This window comes from Sutcliffiella deserti (assembly GCF_020037475.1).
GTDB classification, from domain to species: domain Bacteria; phylum Bacillota; class Bacilli; order Bacillales; family Bacillaceae_I; genus Sutcliffiella_A; species Sutcliffiella_A deserti.
In genome coordinates this window covers 294,770-311,405 of the sequence record NZ_JAIQDB010000001.1, presented here as the reverse complement: position 1 = coordinate 311,405, position 16,636 = coordinate 294,770, and the positions used below count along the sequence as shown (strand labels likewise).

The 16,636-nt window shown below is 36.9% G+C and carries 19 protein-coding genes; all 19 read left to right on the top strand.

The genetic code is table 11. The features are described from left to right. Positions 1 to 20 precede the first annotated feature (20 nt). The 19 genes from K9B36_RS01475 (at position 21) to K9B36_RS01385 (ending at position 16,611) form a co-directional block, all read left to right on the top strand. On the top strand, positions 21 to 236 hold the full coding sequence (locus tag K9B36_RS01475) for a flagellar FlbD family protein (protein WP_223700229.1): 216 nt from the start codon (positions 21 to 23) through the stop codon (positions 234 to 236). Beyond that, a complete protein-coding gene (gene fliL, locus K9B36_RS01470; protein ID WP_223700228.1) occupies positions 223 to 654 on the top strand; it encodes a flagellar basal body-associated protein FliL in 432 nt (143 codons plus the stop codon). The genes K9B36_RS01475 and fliL overlap by 14 nt, the downstream gene beginning before the upstream one ends. A gap of 36 nt (positions 655 to 690) precedes the next feature. After that, positions 691 to 1,689, top strand: a complete 999-nt coding sequence (gene fliM / locus K9B36_RS01465; RefSeq protein WP_223700227.1) for a flagellar motor switch protein FliM — start codon at positions 691 to 693, stop codon at positions 1,687 to 1,689. Next, complete coding sequence (gene fliY / locus K9B36_RS01460) at positions 1,679 to 2,887, top strand: flagellar motor switch phosphatase FliY (RefSeq protein ID WP_223700226.1); 1,209 nt, start codon at positions 1,679 to 1,681, stop codon at positions 2,885 to 2,887. The genes fliM and fliY overlap by 11 nt, the downstream gene beginning before the upstream one ends. A gap of 18 nt (positions 2,888 to 2,905) precedes the next feature. Continuing rightward, positions 2,906 to 3,268 carry a response regulator gene (locus tag K9B36_RS01455; protein ID WP_223700225.1) on the top strand — a complete coding sequence of 121 codons (363 nt, stop codon included), beginning with the start codon at positions 2,906 to 2,908 and terminating at the stop codon, positions 3,266 to 3,268. 11 nt (positions 3,269 to 3,279) lie between these two features. After that, the gene (locus tag K9B36_RS01450; protein WP_223700224.1) at positions 3,280 to 3,951 is read left to right on the top strand and encodes a flagellar biosynthetic protein FliO; all 672 of its coding nucleotides are present in this window, start codon (positions 3,280 to 3,282) and stop codon (positions 3,949 to 3,951) included. Further along, positions 3,948 to 4,613, top strand: a complete 666-nt coding sequence (fliP, locus tag K9B36_RS01445) for a flagellar type III secretion system pore protein FliP (RefSeq protein ID WP_223700223.1) — start codon at positions 3,948 to 3,950, stop codon at positions 4,611 to 4,613. The genes K9B36_RS01450 and fliP overlap by 4 nt, the downstream gene beginning before the upstream one ends. Positions 4,614 to 4,628: 15 nt before the next feature. Next, positions 4,629 to 4,898 carry a flagellar biosynthesis protein FliQ gene (gene fliQ / locus K9B36_RS01440; RefSeq protein ID WP_223700222.1) on the top strand — a complete coding sequence of 90 codons (270 nt, stop codon included), beginning with the start codon at positions 4,629 to 4,631 and terminating at the stop codon, positions 4,896 to 4,898. 4 nt (positions 4,899 to 4,902) lie between these two features. After that, entirely contained in the window at positions 4,903 to 5,679 is a 777-nt protein-coding gene (gene fliR / locus K9B36_RS01435; protein WP_223700221.1) for a flagellar biosynthetic protein FliR, read from the top strand. After that, positions 5,680 to 6,768: a flagellar biosynthesis protein FlhB gene (gene flhB / locus K9B36_RS01430; protein ID WP_223700220.1), complete on the top strand. Its 1,089-nt coding sequence runs from the start codon at positions 5,680 to 5,682 to the stop codon at positions 6,766 to 6,768. Positions 6,769 to 6,794: 26 nt separating this feature from the next. Then, the gene (flhA, locus tag K9B36_RS01425; protein WP_223700219.1) at positions 6,795 to 8,834 is read left to right on the top strand and encodes a flagellar biosynthesis protein FlhA; all 2,040 of its coding nucleotides are present in this window, start codon (positions 6,795 to 6,797) and stop codon (positions 8,832 to 8,834) included. Then, a complete protein-coding gene (gene flhF / locus K9B36_RS01420; RefSeq protein ID WP_223700218.1) occupies positions 8,831 to 9,964 on the top strand; it encodes a flagellar biosynthesis protein FlhF in 1,134 nt (377 codons plus the stop codon). Before flhA ends, flhF begins: the two co-directional genes overlap by 4 nt. Then, complete coding sequence (locus K9B36_RS01415; protein ID WP_223700217.1) at positions 9,964 to 10,854, top strand: MinD/ParA family protein; 891 nt, start codon at positions 9,964 to 9,966, stop codon at positions 10,852 to 10,854. The genes flhF and K9B36_RS01415 overlap by 1 nt, the downstream gene beginning before the upstream one ends. Positions 10,855 to 10,900: 46 nt before the next feature. Next, the gene (locus K9B36_RS01410) at positions 10,901 to 11,971 is read left to right on the top strand and encodes a protein-glutamate methylesterase/protein-glutamine glutaminase (protein WP_223700216.1); all 1,071 of its coding nucleotides are present in this window, start codon (positions 10,901 to 10,903) and stop codon (positions 11,969 to 11,971) included. Between the two features lie 15 nt (positions 11,972 to 11,986). Then, complete coding sequence (locus K9B36_RS01405) at positions 11,987 to 14,029, top strand: chemotaxis protein CheA (protein ID WP_223700215.1); 2,043 nt, start codon at positions 11,987 to 11,989, stop codon at positions 14,027 to 14,029. A gap of 57 nt (positions 14,030 to 14,086) precedes the next feature. Then, positions 14,087 to 14,536 (top strand): chemotaxis protein CheW, encoded by a 450-nt coding sequence (locus K9B36_RS01400; RefSeq protein ID WP_223700214.1) that lies wholly within the window; start codon positions 14,087 to 14,089, stop codon positions 14,534 to 14,536. 145 nt (positions 14,537 to 14,681) lie between these two features. Then, on the top strand, positions 14,682 to 15,308 hold the full coding sequence (locus tag K9B36_RS01395) for a chemotaxis protein CheC (RefSeq protein WP_223700213.1): 627 nt from the start codon (positions 14,682 to 14,684) through the stop codon (positions 15,306 to 15,308). Further along, a complete protein-coding gene (locus tag K9B36_RS01390; RefSeq protein WP_223700212.1) occupies positions 15,309 to 15,809 on the top strand; it encodes a chemotaxis protein CheD in 501 nt (166 codons plus the stop codon). A 37-nt stretch (positions 15,810 to 15,846) separates the two neighbouring features. Then, positions 15,847 to 16,611, top strand: coding sequence for a FliA/WhiG family RNA polymerase sigma factor (locus K9B36_RS01385; RefSeq protein WP_223700211.1), 765 nt, complete (start codon positions 15,847 to 15,849; stop codon positions 16,609 to 16,611). Positions 16,612 to 16,636 lie beyond the last annotated feature (25 nt).

The following is a 16,636-nucleotide window of genomic DNA, read 5'->3' as shown; positions in this document are numbered from 1 at the left end:
AGGTCTCTAGCCCCTCTATTATGATTATTTTAACAAAGCTTAACGGTAAATCCTTTGCGGTAAATCCTTGGCTTATTGAACAGGTAGAGGAAATGCCAGATACGACCATCAGCCTTAATAATGGTAAAAAAATTATTGTAATTGAAACGATGGATGAAGTTATACAAAGATGTAATGATTTTTACACAAAAATTCACCAAAAGACGCTAGGAGGGGAATTTAATGTTTCAGAATAGATTAGTGAATAGCATGATAATTATTTTACTAGTTATAACCCTCTTAGGAGTAGTTGCATTAGTAACGGTGAATGTATTTTATGCAGATGATTCTTCAGAAGAGGTATCCATCGATGATATTATTAATCATTCATTCGATATGGAAGAAATAACAACCAACCTTCAAAGTGGAGGATATCTTCGGGTACAGTTCAAAATTCAAACGGATAGCAAAAAAGCAAGAGCAGAAATAGAAAAAAGGGAATTCCAAGTGCGGAATATAGTAATTCAAGAGATTTCCGACAAGAAGTCTTCAGATTTTGACGGTAAAGAAGGGTTAGAGGAGCTTGAAAGTCAAATTATGACGAAAATAAATGAATTAATGCAAGATGGATTAGTCGTGAAGGTTTATACAACTTCCTTTCTCCTTCAAAATTAAACACCAAGGGATCCATGGGACTAGGAGGTGGTGGCTATGTCAACAGAAGTAATGTCTCAAAGTGAAATTGATGCACTTCTCTCGGCTATTTCTACTGGGGAGATGAATGCAGATCAATTAAAAAAAGACACCGAAGTAAAAAGAGTGAAAGTATATGATTTTAAACGTGCAGTCAGGTTTTCCAAAGATCAAATCAGAAATATTACAAGAATACATGAAAATTTCGCTAGGCTATTAACCACATATTTTTCAGCACAACTTAGGACATACATCCAAATAAGTGTGGCATCGGTGGATCAACTGCCATATGAGGAATTTATTCGCTCCATCCCAAAAATGACTATCTTGAATGTATTTGAAGTTGCACCGCTAGAAGGAAGGATAGTTCTAGAAGTGAATCCCAATATTGCTTATGCAATGCTTGACCGTCAATTAGGCGGCAAAGGGACAAGCTTTAACAAAGTGGACAGTTTAACAGAAATCGAAACAAAACTAATGACGAACCTTTTTGAAGGGGCGATTGAGAATTTCGGAGAAGCGTGGGAATCGATTGCAGAAATACAACCCTTTTTGGCAGATCTTGAAGTGAATCCACAATTTTTACAAATGGTATCGCCAAACGAAACAGTAATTGTTATATCGATGAACATAACAATTGGAGAAATAACAGGGATGATCAATATTTGTATTCCTTATGTGGTTCTTGAGCCTGTTATCCCTAAGCTTTCTGCTCATTATTGGATGGAAGATAAACACAAGGTAAGGCAGGAACACGAAGTTGCTTCACTAGAAAAGGCAATAAAGGCTACCACCTTAACAATTACCGCAGAGCTTGGCAGGTCAGAGATTTCTTTTGCAGATCTTTTAGACCTGAATATAGGGGATGTTTTGCCACTTGATCAAAAGATAGAGCAACCGATTTACGTTAATGTTGATAATGAAGCCAGCTTTTTGGCTCAAATAGGCCAAGTTAAGAAAAACATGGCAGTACAAATTATGAGTAATATCAAGGAGGGATACGAAGATGATGAGTGATGGTATGTTATCACAAGACGAGATTGATGCCTTACTTCGAGGTTCAGATAACGACAACGAAGAACCCCTCTTTGTTGCACCAAATGTAGAAGATTATCTATCAACACTTCAACAAGATGCACTAGGAGAAATAGGGAATATTTCTTTTGGCAGTTCTGCAACAGCCTTGTCCACTTTATTAAACCAAAAAGTGGAGATTACTACACCGAAAGTTTCTCTAATAGAAAAAGACCGATTAGAGGATGAATTTCCTGATCCCTATGTTGCGATTAGAGTAAATTATACGGAGGGTTTTTCCGGATCTAACATTTTAGTAGTGGAACAAAGAGATGCTTCTATTATTGCTGATTTGATGTTAGGTGGTAATGGTGAAAATCCATCGGGAGATTTTGATGAAATTAAGCTCAGTGCTGTTCAAGAGGCAATGAATCAAATGATGGGCTCTGCAGCTACCTCGATGAGCACAGTATTCTCTAAGAAAATAGATATTTCACCTCCTTCTGTTCTATTAATAGACTTTAAAGAAGGTGAAGGTACAGAACAACTACCAGAGGATAACTTACTTATAAAAGTTGCTTTTTCCATTCGAGTGGGGGACTTAATAGATTCATCGATAATGCAGATCTTACCTTTCCCGTTTGCAAAAAGTCTAGTAGAAGAGTTGCTAAATAAAGATGCAAAGCCGGCAGTTTCATCTGAGCCCATAGCAAGCAATGGGGTAAAGGATAGCCAACCTCAATCTTCTGAATCAGTTTCAGCTAGACCAATGGAGGAACAAGCTCTTGTAGCTAATGGAAATAATATAAATGCTGCGAATTCAGCCTATCAGCACGAGCAAAAGCAGCAAACGGCACCTCCTTCAAGACCTGCTCAACAAATAAATGTCCAGCCGGCAGTTTTCTCTAACTTTGAAACCACTGCGGTCGCAGAAGCAGAACCGAATAATTTAAATATGTTATTGGATATACCACTACAAGTCACTGTGGAGCTTGGAAGAACAAGAAGATCTGTTAAAGATATTCTAGATCTATCTTCTGGGTCGGTTATTGAATTAGATAAGCTTGCTGGTGAACCTGTAGATATTTTAGTAAACAATAAGCTCATTGCCCAAGGAGAGGTAGTCGTAATAGACGAAAGCTTTGGTGTCAGAGTAACAGATATTGTGAGTCAAACAGATAGAATAAAAAAGCTTCGTTGATTACTAGGAGGAATAATAATGAGTAAACGTATATTAATAGTAGATGATGCAGCATTTATGAGGATGATGATCAAAGATATTTTAACTAAGAATGGTTATGATGTAGTGGCTGAAGCAGCTGACGGCCAACAAGCAGTGGAAAAATATAAAGAACATCATCCAGATCTTGTAACAATGGATATTACCATGCCCGAAATGGATGGCATAACTGCACTTAAAGAAATTAAAGCAATCAATCCAAATGCGAAAGTTATTATGTGTTCGGCGATGGGGCAGCAAGCAATGGTTATTGATGCTATTCAAGCAGGAGCAAAGGACTTTATTGTCAAACCATTCCAAGCGGATCGTGTGATAGAAGCTATCCATAAAACACTGTCCTAGGAGTGTTCAACTTGCTTGCTAACATGATGAAAATGAGTTTAATAGTTGTGGTATGCTTCTTTTTCCTTCCTTCTCCCTTTGCAGCTTCTCCAGCATCTGGGGGGGGAAGCGAGATGGTGGATGATTTATTTAATGAAGACAACAACAGGGAAAACAATAACAATCTAATAAATAATGAATCTAATTCTGAAATGGTCAACACACAGAGTACCCCAAGTGTAACTGCTGGGGATTTTGTGAAAATGGTATTTGCACTACTTTTCGTTATTGTTTTAATTTATGGGGCTCTCCGTTTAATAAATAAACGAAACAAATGGTTTGATAAAGGTCGTGCAATCGAAAATATTGGTGGTACTACTCTTGGTAACAATAAGTCGTTGCAACTAGTTAAGGTTGGAAACAGCATATTGGTTGTTGGTGTTGGTGATTCTATAAATCTATTAAAGGAAATAACCGATGAAAATGAATCAGAGATGCTGCTTCAAGCTTACAAAAACAAAACAGAAACTTCTGGATTATCTGCTGAGTCTTTGATAGAGCTAGTGAAGAAGCTTCCCGGTAATAAAAACAAGGATAGTTCCAATAAGTTTTCTTCTTTATTAAAAGAACAAATTGGCCAGCTTTCAAAGGATCGAAAAAAGAAGATAGAAGAGATCGATGATAAGGATGGGTTTAAACAATGACAGAATTTATGGAAATCTTCAGTGGTAATGATGCATCTACTGTTTCCAGTTCTGTGCAGCTTTTATTGTTACTAACTGTTTTCTCCCTCGCTCCAGCAATTATTATATTAATGACAAGCTTTACTAGAATAATTATCGTATTATCCTTTGTGCGAACGTCGCTTGCAACCCAATCGATGCCTCCGAATCAGGTATTAATAGGGTTAGCCTTATTTCTTACTTTTTTCATCATGGCTCCGACCTTTTCGCAAGTAAACGAACAAGCGCTCCAACCATTATTTAATGAAGAGATCACATTGGATGAAGCGTATGAACTAGCAGCAATGCCGATGAAAGAATTTATGAGTAAGCATACACGTCAGAAGGATCTGGCTCTTTTTATGGATTATTCTGGAATGGAAAGACCTGAAACAATCCAGGATATCCCATTAACCGTTTTGGTACCTGCATTTGCAATTAGTGAATTGAAAACTGCTTTTCAAATAGGGTTCATGATCTTTATACCTTTTCTAGTGGTAGATATGGTAGTGGCTAGTGTACTGATGTCAATGGGTATGATGATGCTTCCGCCAGTTATGATTTCTTTGCCATTTAAGATTCTATTATTTGTTCTTGTTGATGGCTGGTATTTAGTTGTAAAGTCTTTGTTGCAAACATTTTAAACGAGGTGTGAAAGAATGAGCCCAGAATTTGTAATATCCATGGCAGAACGAGGAGTTTTTACGATCTTACTTATTTCTGCACCACTCCTTATTTTAGCTTTAGTCGTGGGATTATTAGTAAGTATCTTCCAAGCAACCACGCAGATTCAGGAGCAAACCCTTGCTTTTATACCTAAAATTGTCGCAGTGCTTGTAGGAATTGTTGTGTTTGGCCCTTGGATGCTTTCCAATATGCTTTCATACGCAATGGAAATATTTAATAATATGCATCAATACGTGAGTTGATTGAATGCTAGAATCTCTAAATTATTTTCCTGCATTTTTACTTGTTTTAACAAGAGTAACAGCTTTTTTTGTAACGCTTCCTCTATTCTCTTATCGGAGTGTACCATCCACTTTTAAAGTGGGATTGGGATTTTTTTTCGCACTGGTTATGTCCTTTTCGATTGAATTACCTGTGATTGAAATAGATGGTTTATATATTCTGTTAGTAGTAAAAGAGATGATGGTAGGATTGCTTATCGGGTTAGTCGCCTATATTATCCTTACAGCTATTCAAATTGCTGGTGGATTTATAGATTTCCAAATGGGGTTTGCTATCGCAAATGTTATTGATCCTCAAACAGGTGTACAAAGCCCAATCATGGGTCAATTCTTTTATATGTTTGCCATGCTATTATTGTTATCGGTTAACGGTCATCATTTAATGCTGGATGGAATTTTTTATAGCTACGAACTTATATCCATTACTCAACCTTGGATACCACTTGGGGATGAACTAGTCTTAGAGTACGTTCTAAAAGCCGTCAATATGATGTTCATTATTGCATTACAGTTGGCCATTCCGATAGTAGGAATTTTATTTTTAGTTGATGTAGCTTTAGGAATTGTAGCTCGTACTGTACCTCAATTAAATGTATTTGTGGTAGGGTTGCCGTTGAAAATCGGTGTAAGTTTTATTGCAATCATTTTTTCTATGACCCTCTTATTCACTCTTTTCTATAAGTTATTTGAGTTAATGCTTTACACCATGAGAGGCCTAATGGAATTGCTTGGAGGGGTATAAATGGCGTCATTGTTAAAACTAGATTTGCAGTTTTTTTCTGGTGAAAAAACGGAAAAAGCAACCCCGAAGAAGAAGCAGGATACCAGGAAAAAAGGGCAGGTTGCCAAAAGTGCTGACGTCAACACAGCCTTCGTACTAATTGCAGTCTTTCTTTGTCTGTTCGCTATGGGCCCTTGGATGAAAGCAAAGGTTACTCATATGTTTGTACATGCATTTGAAGTATATGTTTTAGAGGAAGTCACCATAAATCGAATTCACTTAATCTTTATGGATCTCCTGATGGAATTGGTAATTATCATAGGTCCGATTATGCTTGCTGCAATGGTTGGGGCGATTTTTGCAAACTTCATCCAAGTAGGTGCCATGTTATCCACAGAAGCTATTCATATGAAACTGAACAAATTGGACCCGATTCAAGGATTTAAAAGAATCTATTCCGTTCGTGCAATTGTTGAGTTAGTAAAATCATTATTGAAAATTGTCTTTGTTGGTATTATTACTTTTTCCATATTATGGTTAAGTATGGATGAGATACTTATTCTTTCTCAAAAGAATCTCCACGAAGCGCTGGCTTTTCTCGGAAACTTAACGATTCAGATGGGTCTAATTGCTGGTGTGGGGTTGTTGTTTCTTTCTGTGTTTGATTATTTATATCAAAAATATGACTATGAAAAGAACATCAGGATGTCCAAACATGATGTAAAGGACGAATATAAAAAATCCGAGGGAGATCCTCTTATAAAATCTAAAATCAAGCAAAAACAAAGGGAAATGGCGATGCAACGAATGATGCAGGATATTCCACAAGCAGATGTGATAATTACCAATCCTACCCACTACGCAATTGCCTTGAAATATGATGAAAAAAAGCGTGATGCTCCGTATGTGTTGGCAAAGGGTGTGGACTTTGTTGCATTAAAGATAAAAGAAGTGGCAAAAGAACATAACATAACAACCGTTGAAAACAAACCGCTTGCGAGAGCTATCTATAGTCAATCAGAAATAGGTGACTCCATTCCAGATGAGTATTTTCAAGCTGTTGCAGAGATTTTAGCTTATGTGTATCGATTAAAAAAGCACATTAAATGATAAGTGGACCCAAAGGAGAGAGAGAAATGTCAGCAAGAGATTTATCCGTACTACTTAGCGTTATCCTGATTATTGCCATGTTAATTATTCCTTTTCCTTCTTGGATGCTAAGTGTTCTTATCATTATTAACATCTCCCTTGCCTTAATTGTTTTATTAACGACGATGAATATTCAAGAACCTTTACAATTTTCTATTTTTCCTTCCTTGCTTTTATTATTAACACTTTACCGCTTGGCACTAAATGTTTCTACTACAAGGTCCATTCTTAGTGAAGGTGAAGCGGGTAGTGTGGTAGAAACGTTTGGTACGTTTGTAGTAGGTGGAAATGTTGTAGTGGGATTAGTTGTCTTTCTCATTTTAGTAGTGATACAGTTCGTTGTTATAACAAAAGGATCCGAACGTGTATCAGAGGTTGCAGCGAGGTTTACCCTTGATGCGATGCCAGGAAAGCAAATGAGTATTGACGCAGATCTAAACGCAGGTCTAATTTCCGAACAAACAGCCAAATCACGTCGTGAGAAAATATCAAGAGAAGCAGATTTTTATGGTGCAATGGACGGTGCCAGTAAATTTGTTAAAGGAGATGCCATCGCCGGGATTATTATTGTTTTAATAAATATGATTTTCGGGATAGTAGTCGGGATGGCCCAACAGGGTTTATCTTTTGGCGAATCGGCGCAGAAATTCACTTTATTAACCGTTGGAGATGGAATCGTTTCACAGATTCCTGCACTTTTAATCGCTACAGCTACAGGTATTGTTGTAACACGGGCAGCTTCTGAAGGTAATTTAGGAGCAGATATTACATCCCAATTGTTTGCGTATCCTCAAATGCTTTTTGTTGCAGGAGGAACTATCTTTCTGTTAGGTGTCGTTACACCAATTGAATGGATTTTAACTCTTCCTATAGCATTATTACTGATAGTTGGTGGCTATTTTATCTACCAGTCTCAGAAAAAGGAAGAACAAGTCGTAGAAGAAACCGAAGAGGAAGTGGTCACCGACGAACTTCGCAGTCCTGAAAATGTCGTGAATCTTTTAACAGTAGATCCGATAGAGTTTGAATTTGGTTATGGTTTAATTCCTTTAGCTGATTCAAAGCAAGGTGGAGACCTGCTTGATAGGATAGTAATGATTCGAAGACAGCTAGCTTTAGAACTTGGGATTGTTATTCCTGTAGTTAGAATACGAGATAATATCCAACTTCAGCCTAATGAATATAGATTAAAAATAAAAGGAAACGAAGTAGCAAAAGGTGAACTATTACTGGATCATTATTTAGCAATGAGTCCCGGTATGGAAGAAGAAAGTATTGATGGTATTGATACAATCGAGCCTTCTTTTGGCTTAGCTGCCAAATGGATTAGTGAAGAAACAAAGGACGAAGCGGAAATGTATGGTTACACAGTAGTGGATCCACCATCAGTTGTTAGCACACATATTACGGAGAAAATAAAGCAGCATGCCCATGAATTGTTGGGAAGGCAAGAAACAAAACAATTGGTAGATCACTTAAAAGAGTCTACACCAATTCTAATCGAAGAAGTAACACCTTCACCATTATCAATTGGGGATGTACAAAAGGTTCTTTCCAAGCTATTAAAAGAAAGTGTTTCTATTAGAAATTTACCAATTATCTTCGAAACGCTTGCAGATTACGGAAAAATGTCTGCAGATACCGATTTGTTGACGGAATATGTAAGACAAGCTTTAAGCAAGCAAATCACAAACCAGTATGTTGTCGGCAATGAATCTTTCAAAGTAGTAACATTAGCCGGGCGGGTAGAGAAACTGATCGCAGATTCTATTCAACAAACAGAACATGGTAATTACCTTTCTTTAGATCCTAATGTTTCGATGGAAATTGTTCAAAAAGTGGGAGATCAAATGGAGCAATTTTCTGTTTACGAACAAACTCCGGTCCTCTTATGCTCTCCTGCTGTAAGGATGTACATGAAACAATTACTTGAACGGTATCTTCCACAAATACCTGTTCTATCCTATAACGAATTAGAGTCAACCGTGGAAGTACAGAGTTTAGGGGTGGTGAATGTGGAAGGATGAAAGTAAAAAAATATAAAGCCTCTACCATGCAAGAGGCAATGAATTTAGTACGTTTAGAACTTGGAGATCAAGCTGTAATATTGAATTCTAAAGCTGTAAAAACATCAAAGTTTTTTGGATTAATGACGAAGAAAAGTGTAGAAGTGATCGCAGCAATTGATGAAGAACCTGTGAATAAAATAGTAAAGGTGAAAGCTGATCTTCCTAAGGAATACAAAATAGACAAGGAAAAGAATACACTTCCGGTTGATTCTGGTAATTCTAATGAAATCATGGCAAGTCTTCAGGAAATGAAACGAATGATGAGAGGATTTGCGACCGAAAATAAACGGGATCCACAGCTTCCTGATTTTTTCTATGAATTGGAAGGAAAAATAAAGTCCACGGATTTAAGTGGAGAAATGATTGAAGAAGCAATTGAAGAGCTTTATAAAATATGGTTTGTGAATAAAGACCTTTCTAAAACACAAATGATCAAATTCCTGCAATCCTTCTTCTTGGATGAGGTTAAGAATGTGAATTTTAATCAGAACATGTATAAAAAAAAGTTTATTAGTCTTGTTGGACCTACAGGAGTAGGTAAAACCACAACACTTGCGAAACTTGCTGCTAATGCGGTACTAAAACAAGGGAAATCTGTGGGTTTTATAACAACAGATACTTACCGTATTGCAGCAATTGACCAGCTGAAAACTTATGCGAGTATTTTAGATGCTCCAATAGAGGTTTGTTATAATGCAGCAGATTTTCAAGAGGCAAAAAACAAGCTTGCACATCTTGATGTTATATTTATCGACACGGCAGGTAGGAATTTCTTAAATAAAGAGTTTGTAAGTGATTTAAAAGCTGTGATTAATTTTGAAGAAGAAATGGACACATTTTTAGTATTGTCTCTTACGTCCAAACTTAAGGATATGAAAATAATCACAGAACAATTTTGGGAAGTTGGGATTCAACAGTTTTTGTTTACAAAAAAAGATGAAACAACTTCAGTAAGCTCCATGTATTCGTTAATTCATCATTATCAAAAAGGGGCATCCTATCTAACAAACGGACAAAGCGTTCCGGAAGACTTGATAGCTGCTACGAAAGAAACGGTTGTTGATTATCTTATTGAGGAAATAAAGTGATGAATGATCAAGCAAGACTTTTACGAAAACAAATAGAAATGCATCGAGATCAAAAGGATACAATTAAGGAGCCTGAAAAAGAAGCAAAGACTCTAGCAGTTGTTAGTGGTAAAGGAGGGGTTGGAAAATCAAATTTCTCCTTAAATTTTTCTCTAGCTCTTCAAAAACAGGGGAACAAGGTGTTGTTGTTTGATTTAGATATTGGTATGGCAAATATTGATATCTTGATGGGAACAACTCAAAAATACAATATTGTTCATTTGTTTGAAGAAGGCAGAACATTGGCAGAAATCATTCAAAAAGGACCTGAAAATCTTTCCTATATTGCAGGCGGGTCAGGTTTAACAGACATATTCAAGCTCAATGATGATAAACAGAGATTTTTTCTATCACAATTAGCGGAAGTTTCCGCCGAATACGATTATATTATTTTCGATATGGGAGCCGGTATCACAAGTGATAGTCTTCAATTACTATTGTCTGTAGATGAGATCTTTCTCCTAACAACATGTGAACCTACTTCGATAACAGATGCATATTCAGCTTTAAAACATATAAATATCCATAATCGTTCAATACCTTTTTATCTTATACTAAACAAAGTGCCAGATAGAAAAACAGCGATAAAATCTGCGGAAAGAATAAAGACTGTAGCGCAGAACTTTTTAACAAAAGATTTGACTCATTTAGGTTCCATTCCAGATGACCGCTTTGTTTTACGTGCAGTAATGGAGCAAACACCGTTCATTTTGGGATATCCAAACTGTTTAGCAAGTAAAGCAATTTTTCAGTTATCCTTTTTATATGAAGAAGGAAAAAGGATGTCTGATAAATCTACACAGCAAAGAAAACCATCATTTGTCGCAAAGCTATTTCGCCTTCTTTCTTAAAGAGAAATATCGGCAATTGCTTTCGAAAGAGAGGCAAGATAACATCATGAAGAAAATAAAAGTTTTAGTGACCGATGATTCCATTTTTATGAGAAAGCTTATCACAGATTTGTTAAAAGACCACCCTATAATCGAAGTAATTTCGACTGCTAAGAATGGGTTAGAAGCAATAAAAAAAGTCAAAGAATTATCCCCGGATGTGGTCACGTTAGACGTTGAAATGCCAGTGATGGATGGAATACAAGCATTACAAGAAATAATGAAGCACTCGCCGGTGCCAGTCATCATGCTTTCGAGTACCACTTCATCCGGTTCTTTAAATACAATCATTGCACTTGAGTATGGTGCAGTAGATTTTGTCACAAAGCCCTCTGGTGCTATTAGCTTGGATATTTTCAAAGTCAAAGAAGAACTTATAGAAAAAATCATACTAGCTGCTACGTCCAATATAATCTCAGCCCCCAAAAAGCAAGATGAGATAAAGGTATCTCCTGAAAAAGAACAGTATCGTAAATTCACCCGAATAATCAAAGGGAGAGCTGCGGATAAACCGATAATTTGTATAGGAACCTCAACTGGTGGACCACGTGCACTTCAAACCGTACTAACTTCTTTGCCAAATACGTTGACAGCTCCCATCCTTATTGTTCAGCACATGCCTCCGCAATTTACAAAATCATTAGCAGACAGACTTAATTCGTTATGTGAATTTAATGTATTGGAAGCGGAGCATAACCAAAAAGTTTTAGAAGGCACAGTTTATATTGCACCGGGTGGATTTCATATGGAAGTAAAGGAACGCGGAAAAGAGCTTTTTATTAGTTTAAATGAGGAATCGCCAATTAAAGGACATCGACCTGCCGTGGATAAATTATTTTCTTCCATGAGCAACATTAAAGGCTACCGTAAAATAGTTGCTATTTTAACAGGCATGGGAGCAGATGGTGCCGTTGGAGTAAAAAGTCTCAAAGAATCAGAAAATACTATTGTAATAGCTGAATCTGAAAAAACCTCCGTTGTATTTGGAATGCCTAAGGCAACAATACAGACCGGATTAGTAGATAACATAGAAAACCTTGAAGATATAGCGAAAGTAATTCATCAATATACCATGTGATAGGGGTGTTTTAAAATGGAATTAAGTCAATATTTAGATATTTTCCTTGAAGAAAGCAAAGAACACATTGAAACGATTAATAACCAGTTAGTAGAGCTTGAACGTAATCCTGAAAGCGTAAATATTGTTAATGAAATCTTCCGTTCGGCCCATACGTTAAAAGGGATGTCTGCAACAATGGGTTATGAAGATTTGGCGAGCTTAACTCACCAAATGGAAAATGTGCTCGATATGATTCGAAATGATAAATTGGCAGTCTCCTCCACTCTATTAGACGTAATATTTCAGTCAGTAGAATACCTAGAAGCCATGGTTTTCTCAATTGCTGATGGCGGAGATGGAAAGAAAGATGTTTCAGATGTAGTAGCATTGCTTGTCAAGATTGAAAAGGGTGAAGAAGTAGCTGACCTTCATCAAGGGTTTTCTAAAACGGAAGAAAACCATACATATGATTCCTATGAACTTACCATTTTGCAACAGTCTGAGGAGCAAGGTTATCATCCTTATGAAATAACTATAACACTACGAAATGATTGTTTGCTAAAAGCTGCGCGTGTTTTTATGGTCTTTGAGGTAGTGGAACAAGTCGGGGAAGTAATTAGATCGCATCCGTCTGTTGATCAGCTAGAGGAAGAAAATTTTGATCATACTTTTACTATTACAATGGTTACAAAAGAAGAACAACAAGTGATTAAAGACCGAATTATGAAGGTATCTGAAGTAGAGACGGTTATGATACAAACGATACAAACTAGTAATTTAACCACAACTGTTGAGCAGAAAGAAAAAACAACTGATGTGGAGAATCTAGAACAAGCAAAAATGCAAGCTGCTGTCGCTACAGATATAGAGAGACCCAAAAAAGCTGACAATAAGCCTGAAGGCAAAGTCATTTCCAAAGGCTCTCAAAATAAAACAATACGAGTTAGTATCGATCGTTTAGATGGACTCATGAACCTTTTTGAGGAGCTTGTTATTGATAGAGGCAGATTAGAGCAGATATCGAAAGAATTAAACCAGTCAGAGTTGATGGAAACAGTGGAGAGAATGTCTAGAATATCAAATGATTTACAAGATATCATCCTTAACATGCGTATGGTTCCTATTGAAACCGTTTTTAATCGCTTTCCAAGAATGGTAAGACAATTAGCAAGAGACTTAGGTAAAAAAGTTGAAATAGATATAATTGGAGCTGAAACAGAATTAGATCGAACCGTAATGGATGAGATAGGAGATCCTCTTGTTCATCTTTTACGTAACGCGATTGATCATGGAATAGAGCTGCCAGAAGAAAGAAAAAAGCTTGGTAAAGATGAAGAAGGCACCATAACTTTAAAAGCCTTTCATAGTGGAAACCATGTTTTCATAGAAATTGTTGACAATGGTGGTGGGATTTCGAAACAACGAGTATTGGATAAAGCGATAAGTCGGGGAATAGTTTCTCAACAGGTGGCAGAAACCCTAACAGATCAAGAAATATTCGGACTTATTTTATCATCAGGGTTCTCGACAGCAGAGGTGATTTCAGATATTTCAGGCCGCGGGGTAGGATTAGATGTGGTGAAGAATACAATCGAATCTCTTGGAGGAAATATTACGATTGATTCTAAAGAAGGTAAAGGGACTACTTTTTCCATACAGTTACCTTTAACACTTTCCATTATATCGGTGCTTTTGACTGAAATAGAAAAAGAAAAATATGCTATTCCATTATCTTCTATTATTGAAACGGCAATTATCAAAAAAGAAGAAATTTTAACTGCCCACGGCCAAGAAGTTATTGATTTTAGAGGGAAGATAGTGCCGATTGTCTCTTTGCAAAAAGTTTTTCAAGTAAACCAGCTAGATGAGAAAGAACCAGAATTATGCTCTATCGTTCTAGTGAAAAAAGGAGAAAAGATGGCAGCACTTGTTGTAGACTCTTTTATTGGCCAGCAAGAAGTAGTTTTAAAAGGGTTAGGACAATATTTAAACGCTACATTTGCGATTAGTGGTGCAACGATACTAGGTGATGGACAAGTGGCACTTATCATAGATTGTAATTCTTTAATAAAATAAGGCTCTACTAAAAAAGTTGACTAAACCGTCAAATTTAAAATGCCTGGAGGAAGAGGAATGCAGACAACTGCACAAAAATTGAAGCTTATTGTTTTTGAAATAAATAAAGAAGAATATGCAATACCGGTTCATCAGGTTCGTTCTATTGAGAAATTACTCCCTATAACGCGTGTACCTAATGTAGCAGCACATATAAAGGGAGTTATAAATTTAAGAGGTGTAATTACACCGATTGTAGATCTTCGTGCACGTTTTAATTTAGGAGAAAGTGAATACTCTAATTCTACTCGTATCATTATTACTGTTGTTGGGGACTTAGAAGTTGGGTTTATCGTAGATGCTGCTAATGATGTATTAGACATAATGGAGGATGACATAGAAATGGCTCCTGAAGTAGTAGGATCGGTTGAAACAAAGTATGTTCAAGGTGTAGTCAAAGTGAATAAAAGACTCTTTGTTTGTCTTGATTTAAAGGAAGTCCTTCAACTAGAACATTCTACTGATTAGGTTTTGTTAAAGATGAGTGGTGATAATAGTGATATTCCAGCTGATGATTGGAGCAAAAGGTTTAGCCTACCGCCCGCGGAAAGCGAAGCCTTTTGAGGGGATCAACAGCGGTGCTTAACAGAGCTAATGATAAAAGGAGGTTGACATGGATACGCATGAGAACTTAAATGAGCTTGACCTATTAAAGGAATTAAGTAATATAGGTGCTGGTAATGCAGCAACAGCTTTATCGAAACTATTAAATAAAGATGTGAATATGACGGTTCCTTTTGCCAAAATTGTTTCCTTTAACGAGATGATGGAATTAGCAGGAGGTCCAGATCGTCCCGTCGCAGCGGTATTCTTAACGATGGAAGGTGAGTTAGAGGGAAGCTTGTTCTTTGTGCTTTCGCTAGAAGATGCTACAAGACTTGTTCATCAATTAGTAGGAGATAAAAGTGTTGACCCAGATAGTTTATCCACTCATGAGATGGGGTTATCTGCACTACAGGAGCTAGGTAACATTATTTCTGCACACTACCTGACTGCATTATCTGATGCTATTGGTTTGAATGTAACACCTTCAGTTCCACAAGTAACGGTAGATATGGTAGGAGCTATAGTTATGGCAGGCCTTTTGGAGATTTCACAAATAAGCGATCACGCCATTTTTATTGATACAGAGCTTTCAGAAATATCCGACGGACTGACTGAAAAAGCAAAGGGGCACTTTTTTCTTATCCCTTATCCCGATTCTTTTGAAAAAATATTGACTGCATTAGGGGAGAAATAAATGCTTGGAGTACAAAGTATAATAAAAGTTGGTATAGCGGAAATGAATCTGGTGAAGTCGCCACAATGTATTCGAACATCTGGTCTTGGTTCTTGTGTAGGATTGGTATTGTATGACATAACAGCAAAAATCGCTGGAATGGTTCATGTGATGCTGCCGAACTCGAGTCTTGCGCGTACCTCTTCGTTCAACCCAAGTAAATATGCAGATACAGGGGTGGATAATCTACTAGAGGTGCTTCTTCAAAACGGTGCAAAATCCTCCTTACTCAAAGCGAAAATAGCCGGAGGAGCCCAAATGTTTCAATTCACAAGTAATAGTAGTGAAATGATGAGAATTGGGCCAAGAAACGTGGAAGCGGTAAAGATGATGCTTGAAAAATATCATATTCCTATTCTTGGAGAAGATTGTGGTGGAAACAGTGGAAGAACGATTGAATTTAATCCTGAAAACGGAAAACTAATGATTAAAACAGTTAATAAAGGAATCAGGTATATCTGATGTTTTGGCTCTTAGCAGGACAAAGGGAGGGAAAGCCATGAAGACAATGACATCCAACAAGGAATCTTATTATTGGAACCTTTGGAAAACTCGCAAAGATCCCGAAGCAGGCGATTATTTAGTGCAAAATTATATGCCATTAGTTAATTATCATGTACAACGCATCGCAACCGGCCTTCCCAAAAGTGTGAAACGTGAAGAATTGAAAAGTTTAGCGTTAGTAGGGCTATTTGATGCACTTGAAAAATTCGATCCTTCGCGAGACTTGAAATTTGACACGTATGCTTCCTTTCGAATACGTGGATCCATTATAGACGGATTAAGAAAAGAGGATTGGCTTCCACGCAGCTTGCGTGAAAAAGCCAAGAAAATTGAAAGCGCAATGGAAAAACTAGAACAAAATTATATGAGAAATGCTACTTTAGAGGAACTAGCGAATGAACTTTCCATGCCGGAAAAAGAAATAGCTTCCATCACACATGAAATTCTCTATTGTAATATGCTTTCTATAGATGAAATGCCTAGTGATCAGGAAGATTCCAACCAACAAAGATACACTTTGAGGGATGACTCTAGCATATCACCTGAAGAAGAAGTGTTAAAATCAGAGGCAATTCAAGATTTAATGGAGCAAATTGATAAATTAAATAAGAATGAGCAATTGGTAATCAGTCTTTTTTATAAAGAAGAACTAACACTAACAGAAATAGGACAGGTAATGTCTCTTACAACTTCGCGGATTTCACAAATCCATTCAAAAGCGATCTTCAAATTGCGTAAAGAATTGTCTGCTTTAAATTAAGGATGTATTAGTAACCGTTGTTGAT

Bases quoted from the DNA above. Each gene is read 5' to 3' on its own strand.
- K9B36_RS01390 (WP_223700212.1), top strand. From the start codon at position 15,309: ATGCTTGGAGTACAAAGTATAATAAAAGTTGGTATAGCGGAAATGAAT.
- K9B36_RS01385 (WP_223700211.1), top strand. From the start codon at position 15,847: ATGAAGACAATGACATCCAACAAGGAATCTTATTATTGGAACCTTTGG.
- K9B36_RS01405 (WP_223700215.1), top strand. From the start codon at position 11,987: ATGGAATTAAGTCAATATTTAGATATTTTCCTTGAAGAAAGCAAAGAA.
- fliR (WP_223700221.1), top strand. From the start codon at position 4,903: ATGCTAGAATCTCTAAATTATTTTCCTGCATTTTTACTTGTTTTAACA.
- K9B36_RS01410 (WP_223700216.1), top strand. From the start codon at position 10,901: ATGAAGAAAATAAAAGTTTTAGTGACCGATGATTCCATTTTTATGAGA.
- K9B36_RS01415 (WP_223700217.1), top strand. From the start codon at position 9,964: ATGAATGATCAAGCAAGACTTTTACGAAAACAAATAGAAATGCATCGA.
- K9B36_RS01400 (WP_223700214.1), top strand. From the start codon at position 14,087: ATGCAGACAACTGCACAAAAATTGAAGCTTATTGTTTTTGAAATAAAT.
- flhA (WP_223700219.1), top strand. From the start codon at position 6,795: ATGTCAGCAAGAGATTTATCCGTACTACTTAGCGTTATCCTGATTATT.
- K9B36_RS01395 (WP_223700213.1), top strand. From the start codon at position 14,682: ATGGATACGCATGAGAACTTAAATGAGCTTGACCTATTAAAGGAATTA.
- K9B36_RS01455 (WP_223700225.1), top strand. From the start codon at position 2,906: ATGAGTAAACGTATATTAATAGTAGATGATGCAGCATTTATGAGGATG.
- fliM (WP_223700227.1), top strand. From the start codon at position 691: ATGTCAACAGAAGTAATGTCTCAAAGTGAAATTGATGCACTTCTCTCG.
- fliL (WP_223700228.1), top strand. From the start codon at position 223: ATGTTTCAGAATAGATTAGTGAATAGCATGATAATTATTTTACTAGTT.
- flhB (WP_223700220.1), top strand. From the start codon at position 5,680: ATGGCGTCATTGTTAAAACTAGATTTGCAGTTTTTTTCTGGTGAAAAA.
- fliY (WP_223700226.1), top strand. From the start codon at position 1,679: ATGATGAGTGATGGTATGTTATCACAAGACGAGATTGATGCCTTACTT.
- K9B36_RS01475 (WP_223700229.1), top strand. From the start codon at position 21: ATGATTATTTTAACAAAGCTTAACGGTAAATCCTTTGCGGTAAATCCT.
- fliP (WP_223700223.1), top strand. From the start codon at position 3,948: ATGACAGAATTTATGGAAATCTTCAGTGGTAATGATGCATCTACTGTT.
- fliQ (WP_223700222.1), top strand. From the start codon at position 4,629: ATGAGCCCAGAATTTGTAATATCCATGGCAGAACGAGGAGTTTTTACG.
- flhF (WP_223700218.1), top strand. From the start codon at position 8,831: ATGAAAGTAAAAAAATATAAAGCCTCTACCATGCAAGAGGCAATGAAT.